This is a genomic window from Enterococcus sp. AZ101, from assembly GCF_050499005.1.
In the GTDB taxonomy this organism is placed as follows: domain Bacteria; phylum Bacillota; class Bacilli; order Lactobacillales; family Enterococcaceae; genus Enterococcus_L; species Enterococcus_L ureilyticus.
Genome location: NZ_JBMHEZ010000003.1, coordinates 82,398 through 99,989 on the forward strand (window position 1 = coordinate 82,398; position 17,592 = coordinate 99,989).

Genomic DNA, 17,592 nt, shown 5'->3' on the forward strand with positions numbered 1-17,592 from the left:
TCATGATTTATTTGTCAACTGGTTCTATAGACTTTTTTGTTTAAAAATGAAGGAAATAACTTTATAGATTCTTTTATAAAGAAGTTTACTATTAAATAAGTTTAGAATTAAAATTCAATCCAAATCTACTTGATCCGCTATCTTTTTTAATTGCAGGCATGTATTATATTTGGTGAGACTTGAAAAGGAGAGGATACGTGTAATGAATCTTAAACAAATGGCAGGAATCGAAGCAGCAAAATATGTAAAAGACGGTATGATCGTCGGTTTAGGGACAGGATCGACAGCAAAATTTATGGTGGATGAAATCGGACGACGTGTAAAAGAGGAAGGGTTATCTGTCACTGGCGTAACAACTTCTAAAGAGACAGAGCGCCAAGCTCTTGCCTTAGGGATTCCTTTAAAAGGGATCGATGAGGTTCCATTTGTCGATCTAACAATTGACGGAGCTGATGAAATTAGTGAAGATTTCCAAGGGATCAAAGGCGGCGGTGCGGCTTTATTGTTCGAAAAAATCGTTGCTACTTATTCAAAAAAATGTATTTGGATCGTGGATGAATCTAAGCTTGTAAAAAAACTGGGCAAATTCCCACTACCAATTGAAGTTGTTCCATACGGCAGCCAACAGTTAGTTCGTTTATTCAAAGAAAAAGACTTTGCCCCAGTTTTACGTAGAACAGCAACTGGAGAAACTTTAGTTACGGATGGTGGGCACTATATCATCGATCTTCATTTAGATGAAATCGCTGACCCAATTGCTTTAGGTTCTTATTTGGATCAGTTAGTCGGTGTAGTAGAACATGGCTTATTCCTTAACATCGTTTCAACGGTGATCATCGGCGGCGAGAATGGACCTAAAACTATTCATGTACCAAAATAACTAATTATTTGAATACGATGGGAAAACAAAGAGCAACATTAAAAAAAGATAAAAAAACAACTTTCATTCCGTCTGCTTTTATGCTACATTTTTAGTATCTTATTTACTTTTTTACTAGAAAGGACGAACGATGAAAATAATTGGCTATGCCCGTACAACAATAATCGATGATGATTTAGACACACAAATCAAAGTATTGTCTGACTATGGCTGTGATGAGGTTTATCATGAGTCTTTTGATGTGACCCACGACCAACACCTCATTTCTGAGCTTGAGACAGTTCTTACTAGCTTAAGGGCTGGTGATACTTTAGTAATCTGCCGATTGAACCGTCTTGGTCGATCAACTCGTCAGCTAACCGAATTGACACAGACATTCAAAGGTTCCGGTATTCATTTAGTTAGTCTAGATGAAGAAATAGATACTCGTCATCCAATGGGAGAAATCTATTTCAAATTAATGAATGGACTCGCTGCCATGGAGTGTGACCTGATCCAAGAACGAACATTAGTTGGTTTGAATAACGCTCGGAAAAAAGGGAAAATCGGCGGCCGCCCTAAAATAGATGTACGAACTGTTCAAAAAATCCGTCATTTATATCATGAGAAAAAAGAAACGATCCAATTCATCTCTTCAAAATGCAATGTTTCTGTGGGAACTTGTTATAAGTATATCAATCTATCTGACACAGATGTTACTAAACTCGCTCAGGGGTAACGTTCTATTCAATGATAAACGCGAAATAGACTGCAGCTAAACTACTGTACCTATTTCGCGTTTATCAATTTTCTCCAAGGTGCCCACCTACCGAATCATTCGTTTCAGTATTTCCCACTAATTTACAATGGAAATCTATTTTAAAACGGTGTACAATAGAAAAGGAAATGAAAGTTTCAGAAACTACAACTCAAAGGAGAGCTATACATGCCAAAATTAGTATTTTCTCGTCATGGACTTAGTGAATGGAATGCATTAAATCAATTTACCGGTTGGGCTGACGTAGATTTAGCACCACAAGGTGTTGAAGAAGCAATCGAAGGCGGTCGCAAAATCAAAGAAGCTGGAATTGAATTTGATGTAGCCTATACTTCTGTATTGACTCGTGCCATCAAAACTTGTAACTTACTTTTAGAACATTCTGATCAATTATGGGTTCCTCAAATCAAATCTTGGCGTTTAAACGAACGTCATTATGGTAAATTACAAGGCTTGAACAAAAAAGAAACTGCTGAAAAATATGGAGATGACCAAGTACACATTTGGCGTCGTTCTTACGATACGCTTCCTCCATTGATGGACGCTAATGATGAAGGTTCTGCTGCAAACGATCGTCGTTATGCAATGTTGGACCAACGCGATGTTCCTGGCGGCGAAAACTTAAAAGTGACGCTGGAACGTGCTTTACCATTCTGGCAAGATCAAATCGCACCTGCTTTATTAGACAACAAAACAGTCTTAGTAGCAGCTCATGGTAACTCTTTACGTGCTTTAGCAAAACATATCGAAGGAATTTCAGATGAAGATATCATGGATCTTGAAATCCCGACTGGTCAACCACTTGTTTATGAATTAAACGATGACCTGACTGTAGCTAAAAAATACTACTTATAAGATAATTAACCCCCGCAAGTTTCTCCTTTTGATAGGCTGAAACTTGCAGGGGTTTTCTATTTCTCTAAACTTCTTGTTGATGCTTGAGCCTATCTTGTTATATCACAAAACATACTCTATCCGAAGAGCTCGCCCAACCATACCTTTCTTTAATAAATAGCTACGGCCACTTATACAAAATTAGATTCAGTCAAACATTCACGATAAATCGCTTCAACATCTGCTTCAGCTAAAGGTACATAGGCATCTGCCTTGATTGTGCTATGTGCCACCGCTTGTTTGGCCATCTCCGCAAATCGTTCATCATCAATACCAACTTCTGGCAAAGTCATCGGAATGCCACATGTTTTGAAGAAATCATAGGTTGCTTGAATTCCTTTTTTTGCAGCGATTATTGGCTCTTCTTCCTTGATTCCCCAAACATTATGAGCAAACTGAGCAAATTTAGTGACCGTTTGTTCAGAAAGTACATATTCCATCCAACGTGGCGTTAAAATAGCTAAACCAATTCCATGCGTAATATCATAAAAAGCACTTAATTCATGTTCCATAGCATGACACGACCAAACACCATGTTTTCCATTTCGAGTTAAACCGTTTAATGCTAAACTGCTTGCCCACATCAAGTTCGCACGCGCATCGTAATTATCTGGCGATTTTAGCGCAATCGGACAATTCTTGATAACGGCACGCATCAAGCCTTCTGAGACAAAATCTTGTACATCCGTTCCTGGCGTTACATTAAAATAACTTTCAAATAGATGACTCAAAATATCGGCAGAACCAGCTGCTGTTTGATAAGTTGGAACAGTAAACGTATTAGCTGGATCGAGGAAAGAGACCTTAGGAATCATCGATGGACCACCAACACCTAGTTTTTGGTTTGTCGCCAGATTCGAAATCACAGCCCCTGCATTCATTTCACTACCTGTCGCAGCTAAAGTTAAAATTGTGACGATTGGTAATGCTTCACCTTGATAGCCTTTCCTTCCTAAAATAATAGCCCAAGGATCTTCTTCACTGTAAAAACCTGCTGCAACTACTTTCGCACAATCAATCGTTGAACCTCCGCCTACAGCTAAAATTACATCTACCTGATGCTCACGACATAAGGATACACCGCGACGAACAGTCTCAATCCGAGGATTTGGTTCTACTCCACTAAGCTCTACCACTATATTTTGATTTTTTCCAAGCAAATCGATTACTTGATTATATAATCCATTTTTCTTGATACTACCGCCACCATAAACTAGCAGTACATTTTTACCGTAAACATTCAATGCTTCCGGCAGCTCATCCGCCAAGCGATCCTTGCCAAAGCGAATATCTGTTGGTACATAAAATTTAAAATTGTCCATTTTTCTTCCTCCATTCAAGTTAAGGGCCATGCATATACATATATAATAGACCAAAAAGCTTGAAACTGCGCTTACTTTGCTCGCCAAGTATTGCGCATCATCAGCTCTGCAAGCAATCGCTGTGATTTTATCCTTTGAAACTTCTCTCGCTTCGCTCGCCAAGTATTGCGCATCATCAGCTCTGCAAGCAATCGCTGTGATTTGCAATAAAAAGAGATTGAACGTTTTTCATTTCAATCTCTTTTCCTATTAACTGTTGATCGCTGTTTCTAAACCAACTTCGATCATATCATTGAATGTTGTTTGGCGTTCTTCTGCAGTTGTTTCTTCGCCGGTCACTAAGCTATCACTAACTGTCATGATGGCTAACGCTTGCACATCAAATTTAGCTGCTAAGTAATATAATGCTGCGGCTTCCATTTCAATTGCTAATACGCCTAATTTCCCTAGTTCAAAAACACCGTCCATGCTGTCTTTGTAAAAGACATCGTCAGACAAGACATTTCCTACATGTGTCACAAAGCCTTTTTCTTTGGCCGTGGTGTATGATTTTAATAATAAATCAAAATCAGCGATTTGTGGAAAGTCATATTTGGGAAAATCGTTACGGATCATTGAAGAAGGGGTCGCGGCTGCTTGAGCAATTACTAAATCACGCACTCTGACTTTTTCAGAAATCGAACCGCAAGTACCAACACGAATCAGCTTTTTCACGCCATAAGAATTGATCAATTCATGGGCATAGATCGTCGCTGAGGGCATACCCATTCCTGTGCCTTGCACAGAAACTCGTTCGCCTTTATACGTCCCAGTATAGCCTAACATTCCTCTGACTTGATTGTAACACACCGGATTTTCTAAAAATGTTTCAGCAATGTATTTTGCGCGTAATGGATCTCCAGGCAACAAAATTTTATCTGCGATCTCGCCTTGTTTCGCTTCGATATGAACACTCATCTTTTTTCTCCTTTAACTGTACATTTTTATAATTCAGCTAATGTCGCTTTGACTAGCTCTTTAAATTGGCCCTTCACACGCTCAGTTGTTTCGACTACTTCTGCATGATTTAGACTACTTTGCATACCAGCAGCTAAGTTTGTAATACAAGAAATTCCCAAAACTTTTAACCCACTATGCGCTGCAACGATTACTTCTGATACGGTTGACATTCCAACTGCATCAGCTCCCATCACACGGGACATACGAATTTCAGCAGGCGTTTCATAGGTAGGTCCAGAATAGCCCATGTAAACCCCTTCTTGTAATAGAACATCTTGTGCTTTAGCGACTTTTCTAGCTATTTCAGCATATTCTGGCGTGTACGCATGACTCATATCTGGGAAACGCGGCCCCATTTCGTCATCATTTTCCCCGATCAATGGGTTGTCTCCTGTGAAATTGATATGATCTGTAATCAACATCAAATTCCCAGGTGTGAAGCTTTCATTCACGCCACCTGCAGCATTTGTCACAATAATAGAATGGGCACCTATCGCTGCCATCATGCGGACTGGATAGGTAACAGTTTGCATCGAATGACCTTCATAATAGTGAAAACGCCCTTGCATTGCTAAGACTTTTCGCCCTGAAAGAGTCCCATAAACTAATTTTCCAGCATGCCCCACAACAGCAGATACTGCAAAATGAGGGATTTCAGCAAATGGAATAGCAATTGCATCTTCTATTTCATCTGCTAATTCGCCTAAACCTGAGCCTAAGATCAAACCAAATTCTACTTCTTTAATGCCTTTTTCTTTTAAAAAGCTCGTTGTCTCTTTTAACATTCCACTTAAGTTCGTCATCGTTTCTCTCCTATACAAGTTTAGTTAAAAAGCTATCGCCATTTTCTGTTTTTGGAACTGCAAAATTCTCAGCTACCGTCGCTGAAATATCCGCATAATGTCCTTGCGGCAAGCTACCTTGTCCATTCATTTTTTTACTATAAACCAACAATGGAACATATTCTCTTGTATGATCTGTCCCAGGGAAGGTTGGATCATTCCCATGGTCTGCGGTTATCATCAGTAGATCATCTTCTTCCATAGCCTCAATGATTTCAGGAAGTCTTAAATCAAATGCTTCAATTGCATGCGCATAACCGACTACATCCCGACGATGACCATATAGCGCATCAAAATCTACTAAATTCGTAAAGCTTAGTCCTTCAAATTCTTTTTTCATCACTTTAAGCAATTGGTCTACGCCATCCATATTACTCTTCGTACGAACAGATTCTGTGATGCCCTGACCGTTGAAAATATCGTTGATTTTCCCTACTGCAATTACGTCTTTCCCATTTTCTTTCAATGAATCAAGAACAGTATGCCCAAATGGATCTAGCGCATAATCATGGCGGTTACTTGTTCTAGTAAAATTGCCTGGTTCACCAAGATACGGACGTGCAATGATCCGACCGATCATGTATGGCTCATCTTTGGTGATATCACGAACATATTGACAAATCCGATATAATTCTTCCAAAGGAATGATTTCTTCATGAGCCGCTATTTGTAACACTGGATCAGCAGATGTATAAACAATCAGATCTCCTGTTTCCATTTGATGTTGTCCATAATCATCGATCACGGCTGTACCGCTGTATGGTTTGTTGCAGACAATCTTACGTCCTGAAAATTCTTCGATTTGTTTTAGCAATTCTTCTGGAAAACCATCAGGAAATACGCGGAATGGTTTTTGAATATTCAAGCCCATGATTTCCCAGTGCCCTGTCATTGTGTCTTTCCCTACAGAAACTTCTTCTAATTTCGTTGCATAGCCTTTATGGTCAGATACGGCTTCAACATTATGAAGAGGAGCGATTGTTCCTAAACCAAGCTTTTCTAAGTTAGGAATCGTCAACCCAGCTTCTTTTGCGATATGCCCTAATGTATCACTACCTACATCACCAAACTTTTCGGCATCAGGTGCTTCCCCGATTCCGACTGAATCCATTACAATTAAATGCACGCGTTTAAACATAACCATCCTTCTTTCTTTGAGATTATTTTAGAAATTTATCCTGTAAAACTTGACTGATAATTATTTATAAAAAGGGCAAGACTTCAGAAAATGTCCCATAGCCCCGCCCTTTTTTATACTAAATTATTCTATTTTGATTTGATATAGTTTTGTCCATTTGCTTTTGGTCCAGAAGCTTTGCCTAAGAAGACAACTAGCACAATGATAGTCAATACATAAGGTGCTGCTTGTAAGTAAACCGCTGGTATTGATGAAATAACTGGTAAATTCGATCCAGCAATACTGATATTTTGCGCGAAACCAAAGAATAAGGCAGCGCCCATCGCACCAAGTGGATTCCATTTACCAAAAATCATCGCCGCCATTGAAATAAACCCTTGCCCAGCAATCGTCGTTACTGCAAAACGTCCAGCGATTGTTTGAGCAAAAACCGCTCCACCAATCCCCCCTAAAAATCCAGAAATCAACACGCCAGCATAGCGCATTACATAAACGTTGATCCCTAATGTATCTGCTGCTTGAGGGTTCTCACCAACTGAGCGAAGGCGTAAGCCAAAACGAGTTTTGAACAATACGAACCAAGAGAGGATTGCGACTAAGATTGCCACAAAAGCTGGTAACGTTGTTTGTTTAAAGAATAAATCGCCTAAAATAGGGATATCCTTTAAAACAGGAAATGTAAAATACCCAAATGATTCTGTGATCGTATCTGTTTGACCCTTACCATAAATGACCTTGATCAAGAAAATCCCTAAAGCTGGTGCCATTAAGTTAACCACGGTCCCGCTAATAATATGATCAGCTCTTAGGTTGATTGTTGCTACCGCATGAAGCAGTGAGAACAACATCCCGACTAAGCCGCCGACTAAACAAGCAAGCCACGGTGTTGCTGCCCCATATGTTTCGGCAAAAGTTAAGTTAAAAACGACTGAACTGAAAGCACCCATCACCATGATTCCTTCAAGTCCTACGTTTACAATACCACTACGCTCAGAAAATGTCCCACCCAAAGCCGTAAAGACTAAAGGAGTAGAATAAACCAAGGTTTGTGTAATAATCGGCGCTAATGCAGCGATCAATGCAATTTCCATTAGATTTTCCCTCCTTCTTGACTTGTTGGGTCTGTTTTTCCATCTAACTCTTCAACGATTGCTACTTCTTTTTTGCTGCCTGAAGCTTTAGCTAGTAAGAAGCGGATCAAGTAACTGATTGCTACAAAGAAAATGATTGCAGCAATAACTACATCTACTAATTCGATTGGAACCCCTGCACGAAGCGGCATTCCTTGTCCGCCAAGCTTCAGCACACTGAAGAGAATCGCAGATAGGAAAATCCCTACAGAGCTGCCCGCACCTAACAAGGAAATCGCCATCCCATCAAATCCGATACTCAATGAAGAGCCTTGTACGAAGAAATTACCAAATGTTCCTAAGCCAAGAACTACTCCGCCTAAACCGGCTAACGTTCCTGAAATGACCATGGACATGACGATCGTCCGTTTACTACTCATTCCAGCATATTCGGAAGCAAAAGGATTCAATCCAACTGAACGGATCTCATAGCCTAAAGTTGTTTTCTTCATCAGGAACCAAATCAAAACAAGGAAAATAAGTGCTAGAAAAATCCCAATATTTAAACGAGAGCCACTACTCAATTCTTTTAAGAAGCCCGTTCGTAAGCTTGCGTTTTCTCCAATAACTTTTGTCACACCTTTGTTACTCATAAAGTCTTTTGACATCACATTATTTACAATATGTGTGCTTGTATAAAGAAAAACATAATTCAACATGATTGTAACGATGACTTCACTTGTCCCAAAGAAAGCCCGCAATAGTCCAGGAATCGCTGCAGCTAATGCTCCGGCTAAAGCGCCCGCAAGTACAGCTAAGGGTAAAACAACTAAACGTGGCGCATCTGCCATCGTTAAAGCTACCCAAATACTTGTTACCCAACCACACAGTGCTTGACCTGAAAGACCGATGTTAAAGAATCCAGCCGAATTTGCTACTGCAAATCCTAAGGCTGTGAAAATCAACGGCCCCGCTGTTACGAATATTTCTCCGATACTCTTCGGACTTTGAAAAGCAGTTTGCAGCATTGCTTGATACCCTGCAATCGGGTCCTGACCCGAAATAAGCATAATAATTGCTCCAAGAATAAAGCCCATCAATACGGATAAAACAGGAACTAAAATATTCCGTATTCGTTCTGTTTGATTATTCAACTGCCTCACCTGCCTCTTGCCTTAATTCTGCTCTAGCTTCTTCTAATGAATAACCTGCCATTAATAAACCTAATTCATTTTCAGTTGTTTCTTTCGGATCAACGATCCCTACGATTTTACCTGCGTGAATAACGGCAATTCGATCAGATACATTCAAAATTTCATCTAATTCAAAGCTAACAACTAATACTGCTTTCTCTTTATCTCGTTGTTCGATCAGGCGCTTATGGATATACTCGATAGCACCAACATCTAACCCACGCGTTGGTTGTGACACGATCAATAAATCTGGATCACGATCGATTTCACGAGCGATGATCGCTTTTTGTTGATTCCCTCCTGATAAAGCCTTCGCTGGGACCAACTCATTTACTGTCCGTACATCATATTCTTCTATTAATCTACGTGCGTATGAATTGATTTGATTATAGTTTAAAACGCCCGTGTTACTTAACGGCTTTTTATAGTAAGTTTGTAACGCAATATTTTCTGCCAAGCTCATATCTAAGATTAAGCCATACTTATGACGATCTTCTGGAACATGCCCAACGCCTGCTTCTGTAATTGCACGAGGGTGTTTATTTGTAATGGCTTCTCCTCTTAGTTCAACTGACCCGCTCTCTGCTTTACGTAAGCCAGTTAATGCTTGAATCAATTCGGTTTGACCGTTACCATCGATTCCTGCAATACCAACTACTTCACCAGCTCGTACATCCAAGCTAAGACCTTTCACAGCTTCTAACCCACGACTTTCTTTCACAACTAAATCTTTGATTGAAAGAACGACTTCCTTAGGCTCTGCAATTTTCTTTTCTGTCTTAAACGAAACAGAACGCCCAACCATCATATCTGCCAACTGTTGTGATGAAACATCTCGAACATTTACCGTGTCAATACTTTGACCACGGCGAATCACTGTACAACGATCTGCAACTTTTTTGATTTCATCTAATTTATGTGTAATCAAAATAATTGATTTACCTTCTTGAACAAGACCACGCATGATGTCGATCAACTCATCGATCTCCTGAGGTGTCAATACGGCGGTTGGCTCATCGAAAATCAGAACATCGGCGCCTCGATACAACGTTTTCAAAATTTCCACACGTTGTTGGGCACCCACAGAGATATCCCGAATATAAGCACCTGGATCTACTGACAATCCATACTGCTCAGAAACTCGTTTGATTTCTGCTGTTGCTTTTTTGCGGTCTAGTATACCAACTTTTGTCGGTTCACTTCCCAGAACGATATTTTCTGTCACTGTAAATGCATCTACTAGCATAAAGTGTTGGTGGACCATTCCGATTCCTAAGTGGTTTGCAGTAGTCGGTCCATTGATTGATACTTTTGACCCATTCATAAAGATTTCACCTGATGTTGGTTCTAACAAACCAGATAAAATATTCATCAAGGTGGATTTCCCAGCACCATTTTCTCCAAGCAACGCATGGATTTCTCCAGGGCGGACAGTTAAGTTGATATTGTCATTAGCCTTAAACGTCCCGAACTGCTTAGTAATATTGCGCATCTCAATTACATAGTTTTCTTGAGCCACATTTTTCACATCCTAACGATTTAATCACTTATATCATTTATTAACACGGTACTTCTAAAAAATAAAGTAGCTTTTAGGCTCTTAAAGAAAGAAAATGAGTGGTATCTCCCTTCATTTTCTTTCTTTAAAGGCTTAACAAACCCTTGATGGCGTTAGAACAAAAGTGTCCAGCAACTTTTGTTCTAACAATCATCTCATCAAGTATAATGATTACTCTTTTACATCTTTGGGAACTTCTGGAACAGTGATTTTTTCAGCGATGATTTCTTCTTTTACTTTTTCAACAGCAGCTTTTGTATCATCAGTTAAATAGCCATCTGTTAAATCAACACCGCCATCTTTCAATCCATATACTAAGTGCTCCCCACCAGGGAATTTATCTTCTAACGCACGATTAGAAATATCTTGTACAGCAGCACCAACACCTTTAAGTGTTGATGTTAAAGTGAAGTTATCTTCTTTACCGTCTTTTGTTTTGTATTTGCCTTCTTTATCTTGGTCACTATCTACACCGATTACCCAGACTTTGTCTTTTGAACCAGTTTCGTTTAAATCTTTTGCTTCTTGGAAGACACCTTGCCCTGTACCACCTGAAGCGTGGAAGATAATGTCTGCGCCTTTTTGATACATAGAAGCTGCTAATGCTTTCCCTTTAGCAGGATCGCCAAATGATGCTGCATATTCGATTTCAACTTTAATGTCTTTGCCTAACTCTTTAGCAGTATCGATCACACCTTGATGGAATCCAGCTTCAAAACGGTCGATAACCGCGCCTTCTTCACCACCAATAAAGCCAACCGTATTTGTTTTCGTCGTGCGTGCTGCAGCGACACCCGCTAAGTAAGAAGCTTCTTGGTCTTTGAATGTTGCAGATACTACGTTATCTTTTCCTTCAATAACACTATCAACGATACCAAATTGAGTATCTGGATTTGCATCAGCTGCTGTACCGATTGAATCAGCTAGTAAGTAGCCAATACCAAAGACTGTTTTGAATCCGTTAGAAACAGCTGTATCAATATTTGTTACGTATTCTGAAGCATCGTTTGATTGAATGTAATCAAATCCGTCTGCTCCTTTTTTAAGATCATGTTCTTTACCCCAATCTTGTAAACCTTCCCACGCTGATTGGTTAAATGAACGGTCATCTACCCCGCCAATATCAGTAACGATAACAACGCTGTGATCTGCATCCCCGCCTGCTGATTTTCCATCTGTTGAATCTTTTTTACCTCCACCACATGCTGCTAATGCAACAGTCAATGCTAGTGCAGTCAAGCCAAAACCAAATAATTTTGCTTTTTTCATCTCTGTAAAGCCCCCTAAAATAGTTTTATATTTTCAACAGTCAGATGACTGAATGAACCAAAATAATAATGAAACACTTCTGTACTTTGCGTACCTTAAACTTTTCAATAGCACGATAAAGGTTGACAGGTTTAGCTTGTGTGTAGATAACTCTCAAAAAGTCAAAGAGAAGCGAATAAAATACCTTACAGATCTTTTTCCGTAAAAGCATACGGTAGAAGCTCAGCTACGGTCATTTCTTTGGTAACACCTTGTTCTCCTACCAAGGTAACTGGCATATCAGGCGCACAAAATTCAGCCATCACTTGTCGGCATGCGCCGCACGGAGAGATTGGCTCTGGTGTATTTCCCGCAATTACTAAATGGTGAAATTCTCGTTCACCTTCTGAAACAGCTTTGAATAGTGCTGTCCGTTCTGCACAATTGGTCAATCCATAAGAAGCATTTTCGATATTGACTCCTTGATAGGTTTTACCTTCTTTGGTAATCAGGCATGCACCCACTGGAAAATGAGAATACGGTACATATGCTTTTGTTAACGCATCATCTGCGATCGCTAACCATTCTTGTTTGGCTGTCATTAGCTTAATACCCTGCTCCAGTTGAGCCTTCCATGATTGCAACGCCTGCACTTGTTCCAATGCGTGTAGCACCTGCATCGATCATCGCTTTGGCTTGTGCTTCATTATGAATACCACCCGACGCTTTGACACCCATGTCTGGTCCTACTGTTTCACGCATTAATTTAACATCTGCAACTGTAGCGCCCCCTGTTGAAAAACCAGTTGATGTTTTAACAAAGTCGGCACCTGCTTCTTTAGCAAGTTCACAGACTTTGATTTTTTCTTCATCTGTTAGTAAGGCTGTCTCAATGATTACCTTGACTAAGGCTTGCCCCTTCGCTGCATCAACAACGGCTTGAATATCCTTCAAGACTTTTTTGTATTGCTTAGATTTAAGAGCACCAACGTTAATGACCATATCGACCTCTGTCGCACCATTGTTGATCGCATCTGTTGCTTCATAGGCTTTTACTTCTGATGTATTAGCGCCTAAAGGAAAACCAATTACTGTACAAACAGCCACAGAAGTTCCCGCTAAGTGTTCTTTTGCTAACGCAACCCAGCATGGATTAATACAAACTGAGAAGAATTCATATTTTTTAGCTTCTTCAATAATTCGTAAAACGTCCTCTTCCTTTGCATCTGCTTTTAAAATAGTGTGGTCAATCATTTGATTTAATTCCATTATTTTTTTACACATCCTTTATGCTGTTATTATATCATGAATCAGCTCAGGTTCAGTGCCAGAACTGCCGATTTCGATATTTTTATATAAAAGTTCTTTTACGTGGTCGATTGAATCTGAATTTGAATAAATAGTCAGCAATGACTCACCAGAACTCACTGCCATCCCTACTTTTTTATGCAGTTTGATTCCTACTGCATGATCCACTTCATCTTCTTTCGTTGCACGCCCTGCCCCCAAGAGCATTGCAGCAATACCGATTTCATTTGCTACAAGCTTTTGAACAACACCAGATGTTTGAGCTGGTAATTCTATTTGATATTTAGCTGTTAACAAACGCTCAGGAGCATCGATGATGGTGTCATCTCCACCTTGGTTGCGGATCATTTCTCGGAATTTTTCCAATGCTTTACCTGATTCCAACGCCTCTTTCAACATCTCACGAGCATCGTCTAATGTAGTTGCTTTTTTTGCTAGAACGACCATTTGACTGCCTAAAATATAGCACATTTCCAACAAGTCTTCTGGTCCTTTGCCTTGCAGTGTCTCGATTGCTTCAACAACTTCTAAACTATTGCCGATTGCTTCACCTAACGGTTGAGACATATCAGAAATCACCGCCATTGTCTGGCGATTCGCTAAATGTCCGATCCGAACCATTGTTTCTGCTAAGCGGCGGGCTTCATCGATATTTTTCATAAAAGCACCTTCACCAGTCGTTACATCCAATACGATTGCATCCGCACCCGCAGCGATTTTTTTACTCATGATCGAACTTGCAATCAGCGGGATCGAATTGACCGTCGCTGTAACATCGCGTAATGCATATAATTTTTTATCTGCTGGCGCTAAATCACCTGACTGACCAATTACTGCTACGTGACTTTCATTTACAAAACGAATAAATTCAGCATCAGGTATTTCTACATGAAACCCTGGTATCGCTTCTAACTTATCCAATGTTCCACCTGTATAACCAAGACCTCTCCCAGACATTTTGGCCACACTAGCACCAACACTGGCAACTAGCGGCGCTAAAATCAGCGTTGTGGTGTCACCTACACCACCGGTAGAATGCTTATCTACTTTGATTCCTTTAATTGATGAAAGATCAATCATTTCACCTGAGTTAGCCATCGCCAACGTCAGGGTCGTAATTTCTTCATCTGTCATATCTTTGTAAAAAATAGTCATTAAAAAGGCGCTCATCTGATAATCTGGAATATCCCCTTTGGTATAACCAGAAATAATGAATTGAATTTCTTCATCTGTTAAGACCTGTCCATCTCGTTTTTTTTCGATCAAATCTACCATTCTCATGCTTTTTTTGCCTCCGAATCAATCCTCAAGGATGTATTATACACTAAAATTGTTCAGGTTAAAACCTTTTAGTAAAACAGTTTACTAACGCTTTCATATTTTGAAAACGCTTATAACACGAACATTAAATCAAATCCCGCTAATTGTCAATCGATTTCGTGCTATTTCTTAAAATAAATGTTGTATCAAAAATTTTATTGGGTATTTTTTTCTTTGAATCATTGATGGACTCTACTAAAAATTGCGCCGCATAAAAACCAATATCAAAGCTTGGTTGATAGACAGTCGTTAAACCTGGCACCAAATATTCAGAGATCTCCAATCCATCAAAACCAATCACTGAAATATCTTCTGGAATTTTTTTTCCACACTCTTCGATTGCCTGATAAGCGCCCATAGCCATTTCATCATTGCCGCAAAAGATCGCTGTAATTTTTTGATTTTTCAAAACTTTTTTAGCTGCTGTATAACCACCACCTAAATTTAGGTCCCCGCTGCACATATATTCTTCCCGTATAGAAATACCGTTATCTTTCAATGCATGCTGATACGCAGTCACTCTTTCAGTTAACTGATAATAGCCGTCGTTTTCTTTCAACATCCCGATATGCCGATGCCCTTGTTCAATCAACGAACTGACAGCTTGATACGCACCTTCATATTCTTTTACGATCAAGCGGCCGCTTTCTCGTGGATTGATTCCTCGATCGACCAAAATAACTGGAACTTTCCGTTTACTTTTATTTCTCAAAATGTGATTAGCTGGTAAAATATTCGGTGTAGCAAAAATAATGCCATCTACCGAACGGTGCACAAGTTCAGTGACATATTGCGTCGCCTTTTCTTCATCATGTTTTGAATTACATAATAAAATCATGTAACCAAGAGAATTCAAATAGGTTTCTACCCCTTCGATCACCTTAGCAAAGAAAAAATCAGTTACATCTGGCACAACCATCCCGATTGTTTTTGAATGACGTGTGATAATGTTCGAAGCAAAATAATCTGGCTTATAATCGTATTCTTCCACCACAGCCAACACTTTATTTCTCGTTTTTTCACTAAAGCGGCTACCTTTATTGTTGATGATTTGAGACACTGTTGTAACTGATACACCTGCCATATCTGCAATTTCTTTAATGGTCAACTTCATACTCATTCTCCCTTTGTTGACACACCTACCAAGAATGTCAACGTTTTCATTTTACTTATCGAATAATTCTAGTTTAGCAGAACTTAATATAATAGAATAGCTTATCTTCTTTTACACACCTCAATCTTTGCTCTAAATAACTGCGAAGAGAGCGTTGCTTTGCTCCCCTCTCCGCTTTAACAATTATTTTCTAGTCAACTTTCACCAATTATTCGTCAACATCAATAAACCAGGAATCCAGCAGGTAACAATTCCTTCAAAAATCGCGAAATACAAGACTGGCTTTCCAATTTTCTTTTTCAAAACATATTCAATAAAGCCTGTCATCCATAAAATTCCCCAAGACAACCAAATCAAAGCAAAACGCCAATCGCCATCTACTGTAAACGAAATGTATGCCGCTGGAATCGTATTTATCGCAACAAATAAAGCAAATATTCCATAAATCCGCATATCTAAATCAAACACATAAATCAGACCGACCATCAAGTAAGTGAACGCAAATAAATAACCAGTCCCCGCGTCATAATAAGCACCTCGAGATAAATAAAGGGTATTGATAATAAAAGACAAACTTCCTGTCAGCAAATTTAATAGACCAGTCGATTTTTTATCTACTCCAACCAAGCCGCAATATCCATTACTAATCAAGGTAATCGCCACAAATAAGAGCCCTACTCCTAACAAAAAAATCCCTCCAACTAAATAATAAAAAAGAGTGTTTTTAAGAACCCCTTGTACTTTAAATCCTCTGAAAAATCTACTCGTCTTTATAGTATACCACGACTCTTATTGACAGAGTGTACAACGCGTGTTAAAGTCTTCAAAATACTGATTGAAGAAGACCACAAAATTTCAACAAAAAAGAGAGGATGATACTGTGAAACGTGAACGCGTCAAAAAACTACCAAAAATAGAGTTGCATTGTCATTTAGACGGCTCAATTCGCCCAGAAACTTTACGAAAAATAGCCCTTCAACATAACATTTATTTACCTTCTGAACAAGACCAATTGAAAAATCTGTTAGTTGCTCCTCAAGATTGCCAAAATTTGAGCGACTATTTAGAGCGTTTCGATCTAGTTTTGACCTGTCTGCAAACAGAATCTGCGCTAAAAGCTGCTGCATTTGACGTGATCAGTCAAGCCGCTGAAGAGAATATCTATTATATCGAAGTTCGGTTTGCTCCTTCCTTACATACAAAAAAAGGTCTCTCTTTACCTAAGGTCATAACCGCTGTATTAGCTGGTCTGGAGCAAGGTCAACAACAATTTGGGGTAAAAAGTAATGCATTATTATGCGGTATGCGCCATGAAGAGTTGTCTGATATCGCAAAAATCGTTCAATTGGCCGATACGTTCAAAACAGATGGCATCGTGGGATTTGATCTGGCAGGCAACGAATTAGATTTTCCGCCCTATACCTTCGAAGAGACATTAGGTCTTGTTGAGCAATTAAAGATTCCTTTAACATTACATGCTGGCGAATGTGGATGTGGTCAAAATGTCGCTGATGCTGTTTATTTAGGCGCTAAACGGATTGGACACGGGATTGCTGTAAAAGATTCTCCGAACTATTTTCCATTATTAAAAGAAAAAGATATTTTAATCGAAATGTGTCCCACAAGTAATTTTCAAACTAAAACTGTTACTACATTAGCGGATTACCCATTCCGTTTGTTTCTTGATGCAGGAATCAAGGTTTGTATCAATACGGATAATCGCACCGTTTCGAATACAACATTGACCGACGAATTTATGAAGCTTTATGAATGGTACGGTATCACATACGCGGACATGGAACAATTGAATCATAATGCGATCAATGGTGCTTTCATCTCTGATGAAGAAAAAAGAACTTTGCATGAACAATTGACGAACAATTATTAGCTAACCTAAATAGGCAGAAAGAACCGCTACTCAATTCTTCTGCCTATTTTTTTCTTAAGTT

The 17,592-nt window shown here is 39.3% G+C and carries 17 protein-coding genes; 4 read left to right on the forward strand and 13 right to left on the reverse strand.

The window, feature by feature from the left end; all coding sequences use genetic code 11:
* The first annotated feature begins 202 nt into the window (after positions 1–202).
* The 3 genes from rpiA to gpmA all read left to right on the forward strand — a co-directional run bounded on the left by rpiA (position 203) and on the right by gpmA (position 2,492).
* Positions 203–880: a ribose-5-phosphate isomerase RpiA gene (rpiA, locus tag IGJ50_RS14335; protein WP_207120413.1), complete on the forward strand. Its 678-nt coding sequence runs from the start codon at positions 203–205 to the stop codon at positions 878–880.
* A 130-nt stretch (positions 881–1,010) separates the two neighbouring features.
* Complete coding sequence (locus IGJ50_RS14340; RefSeq protein ID WP_069641177.1) at positions 1,011–1,598, forward strand: recombinase family protein; 588 nt, start codon at positions 1,011–1,013, stop codon at positions 1,596–1,598.
* A 207-nt stretch (positions 1,599–1,805) separates the two neighbouring features.
* On the forward strand, positions 1,806–2,492 hold the full coding sequence (gene gpmA, locus IGJ50_RS14345) for a 2,3-diphosphoglycerate-dependent phosphoglycerate mutase (protein WP_069641176.1): 687 nt from the start codon (positions 1,806–1,808) through the stop codon (positions 2,490–2,492).
* A 170-nt stretch (positions 2,493–2,662) separates the two neighbouring features.
* Here gpmA and IGJ50_RS14350 read toward each other — a convergent pair whose 3' ends face one another.
* The 13 genes from IGJ50_RS14350 to IGJ50_RS14410 form a co-directional block, all read right to left on the reverse strand.
* Complete coding sequence (locus IGJ50_RS14350; RefSeq protein WP_069641175.1) at positions 2,663–3,853, reverse strand: iron-containing alcohol dehydrogenase; 1,191 nt, start codon at positions 3,851–3,853, stop codon at positions 2,663–2,665.
* A 249-nt stretch (positions 3,854–4,102) separates the two neighbouring features.
* Positions 4,103–4,810, reverse strand: a complete 708-nt coding sequence (gene deoD, locus IGJ50_RS14355; RefSeq protein ID WP_010761702.1) for a purine-nucleoside phosphorylase — start codon at positions 4,808–4,810, stop codon at positions 4,103–4,105.
* A gap of 26 nt (positions 4,811–4,836) precedes the next feature.
* Positions 4,837–5,655, reverse strand: coding sequence for a purine-nucleoside phosphorylase (locus tag IGJ50_RS14360; RefSeq protein WP_429951036.1), 819 nt, complete (start codon positions 5,653–5,655; stop codon positions 4,837–4,839).
* A 10-nt stretch (positions 5,656–5,665) separates the two neighbouring features.
* Entirely contained in the window at positions 5,666–6,832 is a 1,167-nt protein-coding gene (gene deoB / locus IGJ50_RS14365) for a phosphopentomutase (protein WP_069641173.1), read from the reverse strand.
* A gap of 128 nt (positions 6,833–6,960) precedes the next feature.
* On the reverse strand, positions 6,961–7,923 hold the full coding sequence (locus tag IGJ50_RS14370) for an ABC transporter permease (protein WP_069641172.1): 963 nt from the start codon (positions 7,921–7,923) through the stop codon (positions 6,961–6,963).
* Entirely contained in the window at positions 7,923–9,056 is a 1,134-nt protein-coding gene (locus tag IGJ50_RS14375; RefSeq protein WP_069641171.1) for an ABC transporter permease, read from the reverse strand. Before IGJ50_RS14375 ends, IGJ50_RS14370 begins: the two co-directional genes overlap by 1 nt.
* Positions 9,049–10,614 (reverse strand): ABC transporter ATP-binding protein, encoded by a 1,566-nt coding sequence (locus tag IGJ50_RS14380; RefSeq protein ID WP_429951038.1) that lies wholly within the window; start codon positions 10,612–10,614, stop codon positions 9,049–9,051. Before IGJ50_RS14380 ends, IGJ50_RS14375 begins: the two co-directional genes overlap by 8 nt.
* 210 nt (positions 10,615–10,824) lie before the next feature.
* The gene (locus IGJ50_RS14385; protein ID WP_069641169.1) at positions 10,825–11,922 is read right to left on the reverse strand and encodes a BMP family lipoprotein; all 1,098 of its coding nucleotides are present in this window, start codon (positions 11,920–11,922) and stop codon (positions 10,825–10,827) included.
* 185 nt (positions 11,923–12,107) lie between these two features.
* Complete coding sequence (locus IGJ50_RS14390) at positions 12,108–12,503, reverse strand: cytidine deaminase (protein ID WP_069641168.1); 396 nt, start codon at positions 12,501–12,503, stop codon at positions 12,108–12,110.
* Positions 12,504–12,507: 4 nt separating this feature from the next.
* A complete protein-coding gene (gene deoC, locus IGJ50_RS14395) occupies positions 12,508–13,170 on the reverse strand; it encodes a deoxyribose-phosphate aldolase (protein WP_069641167.1) in 663 nt (220 codons plus the stop codon).
* Positions 13,171–13,188: 18 nt separating this feature from the next.
* A complete protein-coding gene (locus tag IGJ50_RS14400; protein WP_429951039.1) occupies positions 13,189–14,490 on the reverse strand; it encodes a pyrimidine-nucleoside phosphorylase in 1,302 nt (433 codons plus the stop codon).
* 139 nt (positions 14,491–14,629) lie between these two features.
* Positions 14,630–15,643 (reverse strand): LacI family DNA-binding transcriptional regulator, encoded by a 1,014-nt coding sequence (locus IGJ50_RS14405; RefSeq protein WP_429951041.1) that lies wholly within the window; start codon positions 15,641–15,643, stop codon positions 14,630–14,632.
* 201 nt (positions 15,644–15,844) lie between these two features.
* Positions 15,845–16,330: an AmiS/UreI family transporter gene (locus IGJ50_RS14410; RefSeq protein WP_069641164.1), complete on the reverse strand. Its 486-nt coding sequence runs from the start codon at positions 16,328–16,330 to the stop codon at positions 15,845–15,847.
* 193 nt (positions 16,331–16,523) lie between these two features.
* On the opposite strand from IGJ50_RS14410, the gene add reads away from it, so the two are divergent.
* On the forward strand, positions 16,524–17,531 hold the full coding sequence (gene add / locus IGJ50_RS14415; protein WP_207120405.1) for an adenosine deaminase: 1,008 nt from the start codon (positions 16,524–16,526) through the stop codon (positions 17,529–17,531).
* Positions 17,532–17,592: the final 61 nt, after the last annotated feature.